Origin of the sequence: Corynebacterium sp. HMSC28B08, assembly GCF_001806865.1 — a bacterium.
Classification (GTDB): Bacteria; Actinomycetota; Actinomycetes; order Mycobacteriales; family Mycobacteriaceae; genus Corynebacterium; species Corynebacterium auriscanis.
The window spans coordinates 1-14,986 of the sequence record NZ_KV786187.1; the positions used below are offsets into that span (position 1 = coordinate 1).

The 14,986-nt window shown below is 56.9% G+C and carries 10 protein-coding genes and 4 tRNA genes; 10 read left to right on the plus strand and 4 right to left on the minus strand.

Annotation, left to right across the window (positions count from 1 at the left end):
* The first annotated feature begins 278 nt into the window (after positions 1-278).
* Positions 279-722 carry a hypothetical protein gene (locus tag HMPREF3098_RS10160; protein ID WP_246815932.1) on the plus strand — a complete coding sequence of 148 codons (444 nt, stop codon included), beginning with the start codon at positions 279-281 and terminating at the stop codon, positions 720-722.
* A 206-nt stretch (positions 723-928) separates the two neighbouring features.
* On the opposite strand, the gene HMPREF3098_RS10165 is transcribed toward HMPREF3098_RS10160, so the two are convergent.
* Both HMPREF3098_RS10165 and HMPREF3098_RS10170 read right to left on the minus strand, forming a co-directional pair.
* Positions 929-2,125 carry a tyrosine-type recombinase/integrase gene (locus HMPREF3098_RS10165; RefSeq protein WP_070435048.1) on the minus strand — a complete coding sequence of 399 codons (1,197 nt, stop codon included), beginning with the start codon at positions 2,123-2,125 and terminating at the stop codon, positions 929-931.
* Positions 2,126-2,315: 190 nt separating this feature from the next.
* Positions 2,316-2,400, minus strand: a tRNA-Ser gene (locus HMPREF3098_RS10170).
* 659 nt (positions 2,401-3,059) lie between these two features.
* On the opposite strand from HMPREF3098_RS10170, the gene HMPREF3098_RS10175 reads away from it, so the two are divergent.
* Positions 3,060-6,362 (plus strand): putative Ig domain-containing protein, encoded by a 3,303-nt coding sequence (locus HMPREF3098_RS10175; protein WP_070435049.1) that lies wholly within the window; start codon positions 3,060-3,062, stop codon positions 6,360-6,362.
* A 366-nt stretch (positions 6,363-6,728) separates the two neighbouring features.
* Here HMPREF3098_RS10175 and HMPREF3098_RS10180 read toward each other — a convergent pair whose 3' ends face one another.
* The gene (locus tag HMPREF3098_RS10180) at positions 6,729-7,592 is read right to left on the minus strand and encodes a hypothetical protein (protein WP_070435050.1); all 864 of its coding nucleotides are present in this window, start codon (positions 7,590-7,592) and stop codon (positions 6,729-6,731) included.
* 280 nt (positions 7,593-7,872) lie between these two features.
* Between HMPREF3098_RS10180 and HMPREF3098_RS10185 the strand changes: the two genes are divergently transcribed.
* Positions 7,873-9,288 carry a putative Ig domain-containing protein gene (locus HMPREF3098_RS10185; RefSeq protein ID WP_070435051.1) on the plus strand — a complete coding sequence of 472 codons (1,416 nt, stop codon included), beginning with the start codon at positions 7,873-7,875 and terminating at the stop codon, positions 9,286-9,288.
* Positions 9,289-9,387: 99 nt separating this feature from the next.
* Here the strand turns inward: HMPREF3098_RS10185 and hisC are convergent, their stop codons facing one another.
* Entirely contained in the window at positions 9,388-10,476 is a 1,089-nt protein-coding gene (gene hisC, locus HMPREF3098_RS10190) for a histidinol-phosphate transaminase (protein ID WP_070435052.1), read from the minus strand.
* 168 nt (positions 10,477-10,644) lie between these two features.
* On the opposite strand from hisC, the gene HMPREF3098_RS10195 reads away from it, so the two are divergent.
* The 7 genes from HMPREF3098_RS10195 (at position 10,645) to HMPREF3098_RS12120 (ending at position 14,869) form a co-directional block, all read left to right on the plus strand.
* Positions 10,645-10,729, plus strand: a tRNA-Ser gene (locus tag HMPREF3098_RS10195).
* Between the two features lie 580 nt (positions 10,730-11,309).
* A tRNA-Arg gene (locus HMPREF3098_RS10200) sits at positions 11,310-11,385 on the plus strand.
* A 148-nt stretch (positions 11,386-11,533) separates the two neighbouring features.
* Complete coding sequence (locus HMPREF3098_RS10205) at positions 11,534-12,460, plus strand: ornithine cyclodeaminase family protein (RefSeq protein WP_070435053.1); 927 nt, start codon at positions 11,534-11,536, stop codon at positions 12,458-12,460.
* Positions 12,461-12,758: 298 nt separating this feature from the next.
* Complete coding sequence (locus HMPREF3098_RS10210) at positions 12,759-13,139, plus strand: hypothetical protein (protein ID WP_070435054.1); 381 nt, start codon at positions 12,759-12,761, stop codon at positions 13,137-13,139.
* A 141-nt stretch (positions 13,140-13,280) separates the two neighbouring features.
* Positions 13,281-13,353, plus strand: a tRNA-Arg gene (locus HMPREF3098_RS10215).
* Positions 13,354-13,560: 207 nt separating this feature from the next.
* The gene (locus HMPREF3098_RS11925) at positions 13,561-14,697 is read left to right on the plus strand and encodes an ImmA/IrrE family metallo-endopeptidase (protein ID WP_070435055.1); all 1,137 of its coding nucleotides are present in this window, start codon (positions 13,561-13,563) and stop codon (positions 14,695-14,697) included.
* A 1-nt stretch (position 14,698) separates the two neighbouring features.
* A complete protein-coding gene (locus tag HMPREF3098_RS12120) occupies positions 14,699-14,869 on the plus strand; it encodes a DUF4411 family protein (protein ID WP_168156026.1) in 171 nt (56 codons plus the stop codon).
* Positions 14,870-14,986 lie beyond the last annotated feature (117 nt).

The following is a 14,986-nucleotide window of genomic DNA, read 5'->3' on the forward strand; positions in this document are numbered from 1 at the left end:
CAAATGCCTAGGAACAAAACCCGGGGCACTTCAAAGCAACACCGGGGAGGGGACAACAACCGCACCCACCAAACAATTCCAAGACCCCACCCCTAAACCACAGGCCTCGCCCCCCACTCCCCGCACCACCCAAAAACCACACCACAACCCAACACAAAAACCCGTAACAAAACCCAGGTAACTGCTACAATCAAAGCATGGAATGCTTAATGTGCGGCCGAACCGTCAAACCCCCAAAGCGCGGGCCAGTCCGCAAAACCTGCTCAGCGCGATGCCGCATGGCCCTATCCCGCCACCGCCGCAACAACCCCTACCCCGAGGCCATGCTCAACACCCGCCGATGGGTACGCGCCGACAACAAACGCCCGATCATGGTCGACGGTTCCCCCGCATCAAGCACCAACCCCGCAACATGGGCATCTTTCACAGAGGTTCAAACCGGGGCTGGCGACGGGTACGGCTTCATGCTCGGTGACGGCATCGGCTGCTACGACCTAGACAACGCACTACAGGGAGGGGAGCTGAAACCGTGGGCACGCGAGGTTGTCGAGTCAATCTCGGAGCCTGTTCTCTATCTTGAGGTGTCGCAGTCCGGTAGGGGACTGCATGTGTTCATAGAAGCCGTAGAGGGGCGAGGTTCCCGCCGCCGTGTTGGTGATGGTGGGGTAGAGAGGTATACGCGGGCTAGGTTCATCCGCAACGGCACCCCATTCACCCTGTGATAGTGAAACCCAAGCCCCCACCTGCAAGATGCAGAATACCGCCAGAGTTGCTGACGGTAATAGAGACAACCAGCCCCACCTGCAAGATGTCGACACTATCGACATGTCCCACAACCCCCAAACCGCAAAGATACCAACAGCGCCAAAGCTACTGACGGCAATACCCTAACCACTAGTGAGAGTATTCGAGGCAACCCACACAACAATCACCCCGCACCCTTACGCCCCCTCACCTCACCCAAATCAACCACATCAGCCAACCGAGGTAACTCAATACCATCCGACAACGCCCGCGCCCGCTCCCTCGTAGCGTGCTGATACCTCAACGCCGCCCCCGTCGAAGAATGCCCCAACCGCTCCATAGTCTCACTCAACGTCGCACCCTGCTGCGCGAACTTCGTACCACCATAATGCCGAAAATCATGACTACTAACATCAGGCCTCCCCACCTTCCTACCCGCCCGCTTCAACATCCTGTTCACCCGCCGCCGATCAACCCAACCCCCCTCACCATTAGGGAACAGCAAACCATTACCCTCAACCTCCCCCACACGCCCCAACAACGCACCCCACAACGAACGAGGAACAGGCACCCTCCGATTCTTCTTACTCTTCGTAGGCTCCACAACCTTACTGCCGTCCTGCTCCTTAACCTGCCGAGTGACATACAAATCCACCCCAACCAAAACCCCATCACGGTCATACTCCGGGATAACATCCCCAGGCCTCAACTCCGCCCACTCCCCAATCCGTAAAGCACACCCCGCCGCCACCGCCACCGCCAGCGGATAATGGCCCGACAACTCACCAATAAGCCCCTGCAACTCCTCCACGGTCAACAACCGCTTATGCACCGGGTCAGGTTTCCTGCCCGCCCCCGGAATACTGCAAGGGCTAGCCTCAATAAGATCAGTCTTCACAGCGTCCCGAAACACCGTAGCCAACAGCGTGTAGCACTGCGCATTAGTCGTAGCCCGCTTAGGGAATGTCTTCCACAACCAAGCCCACCACTCACCCACATCAGCCTTGGAGATAGAAGCAATCGGCAGATCACCCAACCGTGGAGCAATGCCATTATCGAAAGCGCTGCGGTAGGTCTGTTTAGTGCTACCAGTTCGCCCCGGCCTCGCAAGGAACTGCTCGAAGTAATCCGCCAGCGTCAAAGTCCCTCGCAACTCCGCCCTGCGCGCATTAGCTTCCCGAACCTTAGGCGGTAACCAACTACCAAGCTGAATCGCCCGCATCTCCTCCGCATAAGCGCCAGCCGCTTCGCTCTTGGTAGGCTTCGTGATCGAATACCGCTTCCCATCCGGTGCGACATAGCGAACCCGCCACTTGCCGAACCTCCTTCGGCCAGTATCTCGCTTGCTGGGAATATAAACAGGTTCAGCTGCGCTAGGCATGAGTTCCTTGCCTCCTAAAATCTATGCAGCCAAGCCTAGCGGACTCAGGCCAAAATTAGTCCATTCCCAGTCCACAGAGAGTCCCCCAATGTCTCCAAAAGGGCACTAAAGACCAGACGCAAAAAACACCACAACCAGCACAAACAAACAAAAACCCCAGCTCACAAACGAACTGGGGGAACACTACCTGCGGAAGTAGAGGGATTTGAACCCCCGGATGGTTTCCCATCGCTGGTTTTCAAGACCAGTGCATTCGGCCGCTCTGCCATACTTCCAAGATTTGCTTCGGTTCTGCCGGAATTAATGTCCAGCAGTTGGTGAAGCACTCATAGCTTAGTCGGTTGAAGGGGTGAGTCACAAAGTTTCCGGGTAAGGGTGTGGGGAAGGGCGTAAGACAGGTGGTCAATGGCGAGAGCTTAGGTGCTGGGGAGGTGTCGCTGTATCGACCCAGTGGCGCTCGATCTCACGCTAACTCACGAGGGTTAAAAATCGGTAAGAGTTAAGCCAGTTTAGATAAGGGGCACTTACCCCCTACTTAATGTAGGTGTTGTTCTACAATTCGTTGCTAAGGCGTTCGGTTCGAGCGGTTCGTTGGCGGGCTCAAAGCTGCTGCTAGTGCGCAGTAGGTTGCTGTGAGCGACAAAAGTATGTGGGTAAAAACTTTGTTCAACCTTTAAGGTTTATTAAAAAACTATAAAGTTTGAGGCTTCTAATTTCGGCTCAAGGGTGTAGTATCAGCAAATGTTCAGGTTGCAATCATGTGTATCTCACATTGGGAGCTACCTAACTTAAAGGATTCACATGCGAGTAGCAGGGCTTCAGCTCGCCACCCTGGTTCAGGTGGGCTGCATCATGGGCACTGTTTTTCAAGTGTGACGCCACACTGCACGAAGCCGGTGTCCACCGGCAATCTCGTCTTTTGAAAGGACACACTATGGCTAACCTGCGAGGCCGTAAGGCTCGTAACCCCGGATCGGGTGCGCTGGCACTCGGTTTTTCTGACAAGATGAAGTCCGTTGCTGCTGCAGCGGCAGTACTGATGCTGGCTACAACCGGCACGGTCGTTGTACAGTCGCAGGTTGCATTGCCTGCGGCGGTGGCCCAAGAGGCGCCGGCACCAAAATTCAACTCGGTAAACCCATCGGCTGCAGCAGATGCTGTGGGCACTCTCGGTAACTGGGATAACGCTACTCCGGCGGTAGTTGCGGCTAAGACGACCGAGCCTGTTAACCGTGATGCAATTGCTTCGGGGACGATTACAAACGTTGGTAATCTCACAGGTGGAGATAGTGCACGAGGTGTCGTTTCTGGCAGGCTTTACTTGGATACGGGTGAAAGCTATGATACTACGACCAACTCTGCCACTCGTTTGAACGACCTCAAGGTCTACATGCAGTGGAAAGACCAAGATTCGCCCGCTAGCCCGGTGTTTGAGGCTAATACTCATAATTTGCCGGGGGACTCAGGTCAAGGTGGCAATGGAACTTATGCCTTCAACAACCTGAACTGGATTGATGAGACAGGGGTATTGCACCACTTTGAAGGCCGGTCTTTGGTCAATGATGTACGGGTCAAGATATGGGTCGCTCCGGAGCAAACTGGTCCCGCAGGCGGTACGTTAACAACGATCCGGCAAGTCCCTGGCTTGTTGCCTGGATTCATGAATCCAGGTCGCGATGGTTTCTATGGTTCCTTCATTAATGAACCATGGAATTTGCAGCGTACGGGTGTATTCGTGTCTGAGACTGCTCCAGCAGAGAGCCCATTGACTAAGCCAAAATCTGATTGGCGACCCACGGAAGGCAGCCCTCTCACAGGCTCCCAGGCAACGTTGACGGCGAGTGAGAATAATTTCGTTCAAGGTCAGGTTTGGTGGGAATCAGGCGAGCCAGATCTCCAAATCGGTTACCCGACCAGTGCTGGCGAGAACTGGATTGTCGGGGCCAATGTAGTAATGTCCGTGCTGACTCCAGAAGGGCGCGCTGCTCTAGCCCAGTTTGACTCCTTGCCGGTTTCGGAGCGAGCAGTTCGTCAGCAAGAGATCTTGCGAGCCAACCCCGACTACATTGCAGAGACTGTTACGGCGCCTGTCGATGAAAAGGGTAACTACACAGCTCGTTTCAATACTGAAATTCCTAATGCAGAGTCCGTGTACGGTTTCCTACTAGCCCCTAATGGAGATCGCCTAACTGGGTACACTCCGTGGAACGCACCAGCGTATGCGAATCCGAATGCAGGGTCTCTCAATTCTGGGGTATGGCGCCCAGTTCGTCACGCGTTAGCCAACGTTCATTTCGCGGCCGTTCCCGACCCATCGAAGTACGATCTGATCCTCGACAAATCTGAGGCAAAGCCGGGAGATACGGTAGTACCTACCGTTAGAGCAACCCTGTACCCTGGTCAGGTTACTGCAATCCAGTGGTTGAACCCTGCAGGTGAACCAATCGGTGACCAGTGTGCCTTCGCCACCTTGGAAGAGGTATCTACGAAGTGCGCGCTGACTCTTCCGGATGACGCCAAGGGTCTATATCAAGCCCAATTGTTGGTCAACGGAGATGTCTACGACAACGAATATGTAGCAGTGGTGGATAAGCCTGATTGGAAGGACGGTGAGACTCCAGCTGATACGCCAAAGAACATCCCTAATGAGGGTGGCGACGTGCCTGAGGGCTCGACCGTTGAGGTAACTGAGGGTCCTGGTACAGCGACGTTGAACCCGGATGGTTCGATCACCGTGACGCCTAACGAGGGTGCTAAGGCTGGCGACAAGATCGTTGTTGAGGTCAAGAATGGTTCCGGTGAGGTTGTGGATACCGTCACCGTCACCCTGACCGACCCTGAGAGCACGGACCCCACCGATCCGGCGGGCGACGTTTCGGTTGACGCCGCACCGGATACTAAGGTTCAGCGCGGCGAGGAAGTTTCCATCCCGGTTACGTCCACCCCGAATTCCGTGGTTACGGCAGACGGCCTGCCCCCCTTCCTGAAGTACAACCCAGAGACCAAGGCTATTGAGGGAACCGTCCCTGCAGACGCGGAACTCAAGAGCTACGACGTAGTCGTAAAGGCGGAACTGGATGGCAAGGAAGACCAGGACAAGTTCAAGATCACTGTCACGGAGCGCATGATTGCTGATCCAGACACCGATGGTGACGGCATTCCAGATTCTAAGGATCCTGACATCGATGGTGATGGCGTGAACAACTCCGACGAGAAGGCCGCCGGTACTGATCCCTACAATCCAGACACTGATGGTGACGGCGTCAACGATGGCGACGAAGACACCGATGGTGATGGTAAGCCGAACAAGGATGAGTCCGATCCGACCAAGGACGAGACCACCGATACCGATGGCGATGGCATCCCAGACATCATTGACAGGGATGACCAGGATGGTCCTAAGGGTGACAAGGATGGCGATGGCATCCCTAACGCTCAGGATCCAGATGCCGATGGTGACGGTGTTTCCAACGATGACGAGAAGGTCGCTGGCTTGGATCCGTTGAATCCTGATACCGACGGTGACGGCACCAATGATGGTGACGAGGACACCGATGGTGATGGTAAGCCAAACAAGGATGAGTCCAACGTTCCTGAAGGTCCTGTAACCGACGGTGACGGTGACGGCCTGGGTGACACAGGCATCACGGACGAGAACCCGAAGAACGGTAAGCCTGACTTGCTTGACGGTGCAGAGAAGCCAGGCGGTTCCGATGGCAACAATGGTTCGGATAGCTTGCCTGGTTCCGATGGCAATAATGGTTCGGATAGCTTGCCTGGTTCCGGTGACGGCACCGGCTCCTCCGAGGGCCTGATTCCAGGCCTGATCGGCGGTGGCATCATCGGTGGCATCATCGGTGGAATCGCTGGTGGCGGCAATGCGCCAGGTTCCTCCATGCCCGGCAAGCCAGGCGACACGAAGCCAGGCAAGCCCGGTAAGCCAGGCGACATGAAGCCAGGCAAGCCAGGTGAGCCAGGCAAGCCGGGCAAGCCAGGCGACATGAAGCCAGGTAAGCCCGGTGCAGGTGACAACGGTGCTGCTAACCAGGGCGGCAAGGGTGGCAACGCCGGCGCTGGCAACAACAACGGTGGCAACTCCGCAGCAGCGGACCAGGGCAACCGCGGTGGCCAGTTGGCTATGACCGGTGTATCCGGTGTGGCAATCACGCTGGGTGCTGCAGTTCTCGCCCTTGCCGTAGGTGGCGCGCTGCTCGCACTGCGCCGCCGCGAGAGCTAACCACTCTCACCCGTCCTCAGCGAGGAACTAGACGAGCGTCGCCCGCTGGGGACGAAACACCCAACCCCGCCCCTTCGGGCACTCTGTCCCCGCAACACCACAGGATGGAGAGCCCGCAAGGCGCGGGAACGCCCTCGGGTTCGCGGGGAAAGCTGAACACGTCGACTTGAAGAACACAGTTAACCCCACGGAACCCACGGGGCAACGCACTTCATCAAAAGACGAGACGAAGTAAACCAGCAAAGAAGAGGGGCTCACGTTTTCACAACGTGAGCCCCTCTTCTGGGCATTGCGACAACAAATCAAACCCAATATTCACGTCTCACCCGCCTCGCGGGGACTCGCCGGGTTGAACTCACCCGTGCATCACCGCACCCGGATCACCCACTCCACCTGTCCGAACTGCACAGACTCGCCGTTAGCCAGATCCACCGAAAATCCTGCTTCCAATCGCTGATCTGGCACGGCCGCAGCCTCCCCAGATCTGAACTCCGCTCGCGTCCAAGGGTGGGCTGAAGAGGACAGAGTGCGGCGTCGGAAAGAAAAAACCACCAACCAGCGCCCCAACAAAACCAGAGAGCCATCCGTGCAACGAATCAACCACTCTTGGTTATCCAACAACTGAGGGGTTACGGGCATCGCTCCCTGCAGGGCACCACACAAGGTCTCAACGGAGCTAGTAGCAATGTCCGCATGCTCGGCCGGGAAACCCGCGACCGCAATCGAGGTGACCACACCCAAATGGTGGGAGATCCCATTAGCATCAAGCAACACTAAAGGCGAGCTCACCCGGCACGTCCGAATGCTGCAAAATTGCCACGCGGCGGGATGCAAGACGTGCTCATCATGCTTATTGACAGGGTGAGTAGAGGCCCGAGCTTCTTTGCTGGGAGTTAGCTTTTCGGCCCTATTTAAAGACCGCGAAACATAAGCGGAACTGCCCGCGACCGGCATAACCGCGACGGAACTCCGCGACAGGATAATGCGACGAGAAGGGCTTTCCGTTTGCACAATGAAGGCACGGTTAGCGAGGGCAGATTGATCCAGCGCGCTGGGGTGGGTGGACAGTTGGCGCTGAAAGAGCTCCCGAACATCAGCATCCGTGCTGGTAAGAGACATTCCAGCGGCCTGGAGCTGATGCACAAGTTGAGCGAAGGGCACATCCGGCTGTGCCTCCCATACCGACTGCAGCTCCGCGATGAGTTGGGGAATACGAGTGGGATCCTTCACGCCTGACTATTTTAGAACGCCTTCGATTCACGAGGAGTATTCCACTGGCGGTAGTGAACGGGCCGAGGGTGAGGTAGCAGTTTGTGGCGTGTGCTTAACCTTTGTTTTGTAGTAATTTTGAAAACGCGCGCTGTTGGGGTGAAATACCTTAGGCTTAAAGTTCTGTTAGTATTACTTACCTCAATCTATTAAAAGTGTTCAACAGTTTGTAGGGGCGATAGGCTGACCTGGCGCAACCGGCAGTGGCGACCAGGGGCTTATGTTAAAGAAAGTTGGCCGAATGAAGGGCATCAACTACGGCGCGGATCACTCCGCGAGTGCCACCGCAATGCCGGTGGCGCATTCGGCGCACAAAGGTTTGCGCCGTCATGTAGTTGGTTTTGCCGTGTCCGCAGCCGTGTCCGCAGCCGTGGCCGGGGGGTTGGCTTTAGGGTCGATTGCGCTTCCCGAAACCCTGGCCCAGGAAAACACCGGGGGCGCCAGCGACATAGCTGCACTGGCCACCGATACCACCGAGCGCGCAGCAACCATCACTGTTTTAGAGGGGCGGGCAATTCGGCCCGTCACCATCCGCTTAAGTGGGTTCGCTGAAGGAGCAATGGCGCGCCTGGATGGGCTTCCCCCAGGGATGATTTACACCCCGGCGCCCGTTGGCCCCGGTCAAAACACCAGTGAGGCGGTATTGACGGGTGTGCCTACGCAAACCGGATTTTTCGAGGTTACAGCTGTAGCGGTCGACCAGGCTGGCCAGGAAATCCGTGATTATCTAGGTAATCCGATCACTCGGACCTTCAGCATTGAGGTCATCCCTGTCGAGGTTTCCATACACATCCAGCCCAGCACACAGGCGGCCACCGTCGGCCGCCCTATCGAGGCCGTATCCGTAATGCCTGGTTCCGGTTTCACAACGTCGGATCTTTCTTTCGACGCCACCACGCTGCCCCCAGGCCTGACCTTTGATCCGGTTACCGGGAAGATCACGGGAGTGCCTGCGGCAGCGGGACGTTATGCGACGGAATTTAAGCTGGTGGATGAGCCCACGGGCAAAGAAGCGACAGCGGTGGTCACGTTCGACGTGGCAGAGGAATCCCCGGCGGAATCCTCGACGACGGAAGCGCCGACGGAACCAACGGTAACTGTTACAGAGCCGACGGAGACGGTTGGGCCTTCGGGAACGGCGGAGTCGACTGCCCCGACCTCGCGTGCACAAACGACTACCGTAGAAGCATCACTAGGCGCCACCGAGGATCCAACCGATACCACCGAGGAACCCGCCTATGATGAGACCACGGTTCCGCCTACGCCGGTGGCGGGGAACCAGCCAACACAGCGCCTCCCCGAGCAGCCTAATGAGTCGAGCATGGGCGTTCCCCAAGACATTCAAATCTTCGCTCAAGAAGATCAAACAGGCCGCACGAAGGGTCCACAGCCACAAGACGGTGCGAATAACAAAGCTGACCGTGACCGGGCTGACCGTGATAGCGCTGGTCGAGGAAAGTCCAAAAAATCGGGTGCCCTCGATGAGGCGGACGACCCAACCCTCAGCAATGAGGCCTATGGTTATCCAGGCGCATCCGCCGGTTCCCGGGGGCCCGCGCAACTGGAAAACGGCCAGGGTATCGCAGCGGTGGCGGCAACCGTTGCCGTCTCGTTGGCCGTAGGTGTCGCTCTGCTGAGTTTGCGTCGTCGCTTCTAACGCAGCGATCCCCTATGTCCCCGCGGCCCCAGCAGTGTTGACTGGGCGCTTGAGCTGGGAAACTCGCGCCTCCTACGCCCCCGCCACTGGGAGCGCCTCCTACGCCCCCGCCACTGGGAGCGCTGCCCGGAGCGCCTTGATCAGTTGATCGGTTTCCACGTCATTCGTGACAGTCACGCGAACGCCCTCGCCTGCGAAACAGCGTGCCACAATTCCGTTCGACTTCAGTGCCTCGTCGAATGCCTGCGCATTCTCGCCCAACGGCAGCCACACAAAATTTGCCTGACTGGGTACCAAGAGATCAGGGGCGGCTTCCGCAATCACGCGCTCTACCCGCGCGCGCTGCTCTACAGTGTGGTCCACGCGCTGTAGTAACTCGTCCCGTGCCTCTAGGCTGGCCACTCCCGCGACCTGCGATAGTGCATTCACCCCAAACGGGATGCCCACCTTGTTGACGGCTTCGATGAACTCCGGAGATCCCACCATGTACCCCAGGCGCAACCCCGCCAACCCGTAAGCCTTCGAGAACGTACGACACACCGCCAGATTCGGGAATTCCGCCAACAGGGCATGCTGATCGGGCTGGTCCTCCGCGCGGTTGTATTCCACATAAGCCTCGTCCAACACCACCTGCACGTGTGCAGGGATGGAAGCGAGGAAGGTGCGCAGCTGGGCGTCGGTAATAGTAGTCCCCGAAGGGTTGTTGGGGTTACACACGAAGATCAACCGCGTGCGCTCGGTGACGGCCTGCGCCATCGCGGAGAGATCGTGGCCGTGGTCGGGGGTGAGGGGGACCTGGACGGGTGTGGCGCCGGCGATGCGCGTGAGAATTGGGTAGGCCTCGAAAGAACGCCAGGCGAAGATGACTTCCTCACCCTGCGCGCATGTAGCTTGGATCGATTGCAGGCAAAGCGCCGATGAACCGTTGCCAAGGGCCACATTCTCCGTGGTGAAGGTGGTGGGGCTGGTAGACGTGGGCTGGGTGCTAAACCACTCCGCAATCTTCTTTCGCAATGCAAATCCGCCCATGTCCGGGTAGCGGTTGATGCCGGCGGCGGCCTCGGTAATGGCCTGCGCTACCGAGGGGAGGGGAGCCAACGTGGACTCGTTGGACGCCAGCTTTAGCGCCCCCTCAACCGATGCGCCGGGGACATATGCGGGTAGGGAAGATAAATCAGCTCGAACCATTGCACCAGCTTACCCACCATGCAATCGATCGCGGCGGTTTGTAGACCCACCGGCGATTTGGGGCCGGGCGGTTTCCTGTGTAGGCTTATGCCGTCGAAACTGGTTGGTCCTTCTTGCTATCTAGTTGCTTTTTGTTGCTATTTAGTTCGACGCCACCCCGGTTCGAATGGAGGCGTGCCAGAGCGGCCGAATGGGGCTCCCTGCTAAGGAGTTGTCCCTCCGGGGACCGCAGGTTCAAATCCTGTCGCCTCCGCAGAAAAGTATTGCGCCGGCCCTGCTTAATCGAGTACATCGAGGCGGGGTCGGTGCTTTTTTGGGTGCGGGGTGCGGGTGAAGCTCAGAGGGGAGGGGTGCCGCGTGCGGTATGTGTAGCGCCCGTGGCGGAGCCGAATAGCAGAATCTGGCGCATTGGGCGAGTTCGATTCTCCCAATGACTGCAAACATGCCCCCAAGTAGGGGGTAGCGATATTGCTGTCACGCAGAGAGTAAATGGGCATTGTTTTCACCCTGTACCCTGCTCATTCGCAGATGTATAAGACGGCAAAGTTTGGAATCGGCTGGAAGACTGTTTGGGGTTAAGCTTCACGAGTGTTACGATCGCAATTGGTTAACACCCTGTTGACCAGCGGAAACAGGGCCGGAGTCGCTTGCGATTTTGTGCCGCGTCTCCGTACCTTCGGTGAAATGCGAAGCGCCAGAGCTGCTCAGGTGCTGCCCAGTGACTTGTGGTGAGGTCTGGGTTCAGCGGCGGACAGTGTTGTGGGGCGTGTGGTGCGCCTGTGGTGGTCCGCGGGAGATTGTGCTCGGCTGCATCGCTTTCATCGCAAGGTGAAGCGCCCGTAGCTCAACGGATAGAGCATCTGACTACGGATCAGAAGGTTGGGGGTTCGAATCCCTCCGGGCGCACCAGTTCTCATGGGTTGCGACACGTTTGACGAGTGAGTCGCGACAAAATTGGCATCGTCGATCTTCGATCCAGCTGAACGATGTTAGGGAACCACACACCTCGGGGTACGTAACTAAATTGTGTTTGCGGAATCCACGTACCCTAGATGCCATGCAGTTTCTTAGCTACGACGATGTCAATTCCGCTATTACTCCAGCCAAGGCTGTGGAGGCGCTCCGTCAGGTGCTGCGCAGTGGCTATGACCCAGTCGATGATCAGGCCCGTACGAAGGTTCCCCTGCATCACGGTGAGATGCACCTTCTGCCGTCAACGTTGCCCCACGTCGCGGGTGTGAAGATCATCCTGCTCCACCCACAGGGCTATGACACCGACTTGCCGCTCATTCAGGGTCAGTACCTGCTGGCCGATGGTGAAACGCTCACTCCACACACCCTCCTTGACGGTGCAGCATTGACCACCCTGCGCACCCCGGCTGTATCACTCGCTGGTATCCGGGACTTCATCGTCGATGGTTCGGACCCGATCAACGTCGTGATTCTGGGTACGGGGGCGCAGGGGCGCGGTCATGCTGAGACGGTGACGTCGGTACTGGAAGGCATTAGGGAGGTCTCCATAGCGTTCGTGAGCCGCAACGAACCGGACGATCTTGGGTACACGTGGCTGCGGTCAGGGAGCACAGAGGCGGCCGAAGCGCTTAAAACTGCCGACCTGGTGCTGTGCGCTACCACGGCAGCCTCCCCGATTGTGCAACTTGAGGATGTCTCCGCGCACGCCGTTATTGTCGCTGTTGGTTCCCACACCACCGATGCCCGTGAGCTTTCCGCCGACCTAGTTGGTGCCGCCCACGTCATTGTTGAAGAACCAACGGCCGCGCTTGCCGAAGCCGGCGATATCACCCTAGCTATCGAAGACGGTACGCTTTCCGAGTCTGACTTAGTGTCGATGAAAGATGTTGTCAGTGGTGCGATCCAGCTGGAGCGTGACCGGCCGATCGTATTCAAAACAGTTGGCATGCCGTGGGAGGACCTGGTGGTTGCCGAGGCGGTGTGGAAGGCACACGATTCGCGGGGTGAGTAGCGGTCCCTGCAGGATTGAGCCGAGCTGCTCGCTGGGGTGAGCGGTGTGCCTTGCAGGATTGAGCCGAACTGCTCGCTGGGTTGAGTGGTGTGCCTTGCAGGATTGAGCCGAACCATGCGCAGGGGTGAGCAGGGTGCGGCCCGGCCAATTGAGTTTTTTGGGGAAACATTCCCCGCCCAAAATATTCTGCACTACCCTCCTGTATGTGGCTTGCTCACCGGGCCACCTTGTGGCTTACAAAATGCGCTGTGGTCAAGGATCAATGTTGATCCTTGACCAGTGGAACAGGAGAATTACCATGACCGCGTCCTCTGTGAACCGGGATGTCACCTCGATATGCTGCGCCAGTCCTGGCCCGGCCTTTCGCGCTAGTGGAGCCTCCCGCGCTGGCCGTTCTCGTCGCACCCTGGTTGCGGGCGCCATGGCTGCAGGATTGATCCTTGGTGGCGTGATGGCGCCAGGTACTGCTAGTGCTGCGGACCAGTCGTTGCCGGCGGGATCTACGTTGTCCGATCCTTTGAATAACTTGGCTGCTATGTCAGGGCCATCCACGGATTTTTTGGCGTCTATCACCCAGTTCCTGCATCAGCTGTTCCCGCCGATCCTACCGGGACCCTTCATTGGCTCTACAGGCATGGGGTCCGGTGAGAGCTTCCTGGACTGGAATGTGCGCCGATAAAGGGGCGGCCCCGGGCACAAAAATCTAGCGCATGACGTGCGGATTTGTTTAAATCTCTCGGGAATGTGTAATGTTATCCCTCGTTGCAGCGGATGCTGCTGAACCTCGCTGGTTCGGCTTCAGGCATCTACGTGCACGGTTGCGCCCGTAGCTCAACGGATAGAGCATCTGACTACGGATCAGAAGGTTGGGGGTTCGAATCCCTCCGGGCGCACGAATCAAGACCCTGGCAAACACCCTGTTTGCTGGGGTTTTTCGTTGCTTGGGGCAACCAGTTGGGTCTTTGAGTAGGTCGCGAGTCTTGAATCAGATACAGATACAGATACAGATACAGCTGGTGGGACTAAAAATCGGTGTTGAAATGCTGGGGAGCTTGTCTTGTTGAAGGGATATAGTTCTGGTTAGAAAGGAGGCGAGCAAAGTGGCAGTCGAAGTGACGATAAAACCTGAAGTTCTGAAGTGGGCGCTGGAGCGCTCTGGACTAGGTGAAAATGAGATTGAAAAACGATTTCCTAAATTGAAGGAATGGCAGTCTGGTTCGAAGAAACCCACCCTTCCGCAAGCTAAGACGCTTGCTAAAGCTGTTCGCCTACCGCTTGGTCGGCTTCTTCTACCAGTCCCGACTCCTGATGAGCTTACGATCCCTGACTTTCGAACGGTTCGCAATGCAAACGTTGAGTCGATCGGCGCCGATCTGCGTGAAGTTATACAAACCGCTGAGCAGCGTTTGGATTGGTATGCCGAGTACGCGACCGAGATTGGCATAGCACCGCCCACGATTCTCGGAGTTGTGTCGCCCTCCACCCCACCTGAGAAAGCAGCAGAAGTTGTCCGGGAATCGTTGGGATGGGACTCGATAGGCCACCCTAAAGGGCCTGACAGGGTCATGGATCTTGTCCATCGTATGGAAGATCATGGTCTGCTTGTAATGCGGAACACCATTGTTGGAAATTCGACCTCACGGAGATTGGACGTCCATGAATTTCGAGGATTCACCCTTCGTGAAGGCCCATATGCACTCGTCTTTGTAAACACGTCAGATAGCAAGACTGCTCAGCTGTTCAGTCTGGCTCATGAGCTAGCTCACGTTGCTATGGCAGCGCCAGGGCTGTCAGGCGATCAAGGAAAAAGAAATAATGTGGAGCGGTGGTGTAATAAGTTTGCTGCAGCTCTCTTAATTCCTGAGGCTAGTGTCAGGAGTATTCAATTCGATTCCGATCAGTTGGTAGTTCAACTTTCAGCAACAGCACCTCGATTTGGGGTCAGTAGAGAAGCGCTGCTCTGGCGACTCGTAGAGCTGAAATTGATTCAGAAGAAAGATGCGGATCGCGTCGTTGGTCTTTTCAAGGGCGAGGAAGCAACCCAAGCGTCTCAAACAGCTGGTGCGCCTCCCTTTCCTGTTTTGGTGCGTTCATGCGTCGGGCGCAGATTTTTGAATACCATCACGGGAGCAGCGCTTGCTGGTGATCTATCTGAACCTGCTGCCGCAGAATTCTTGGGGATTGGAAACAAGCAGACCTTGCACAAGGTCATGGCGCTTGCTGATGAGGTTGTCTGACATGTACCTAATTGACTCCAATATTGTGATTGGTACATGGAATACCTATCCACCTGCAATTTTTCGGAGTTTATGGGACGAGTTCGCTGACCTCATTCCGGGTGGTGATTTGTATTTCCATAAGGAAGTGAAACGGGAGCTTACCGGGCTCTTCGCGTTTTGGAGTGCGTAGCTGACTGCAGAGCCTGGTTCGGGGTGGCACAACATGTAGGGGTCCTAGCCGGTACAAGATGAGAGTTACTACGCTTCCATCTAACCGAACCAGGACCCTACTGTGCAGCCTCGTGGC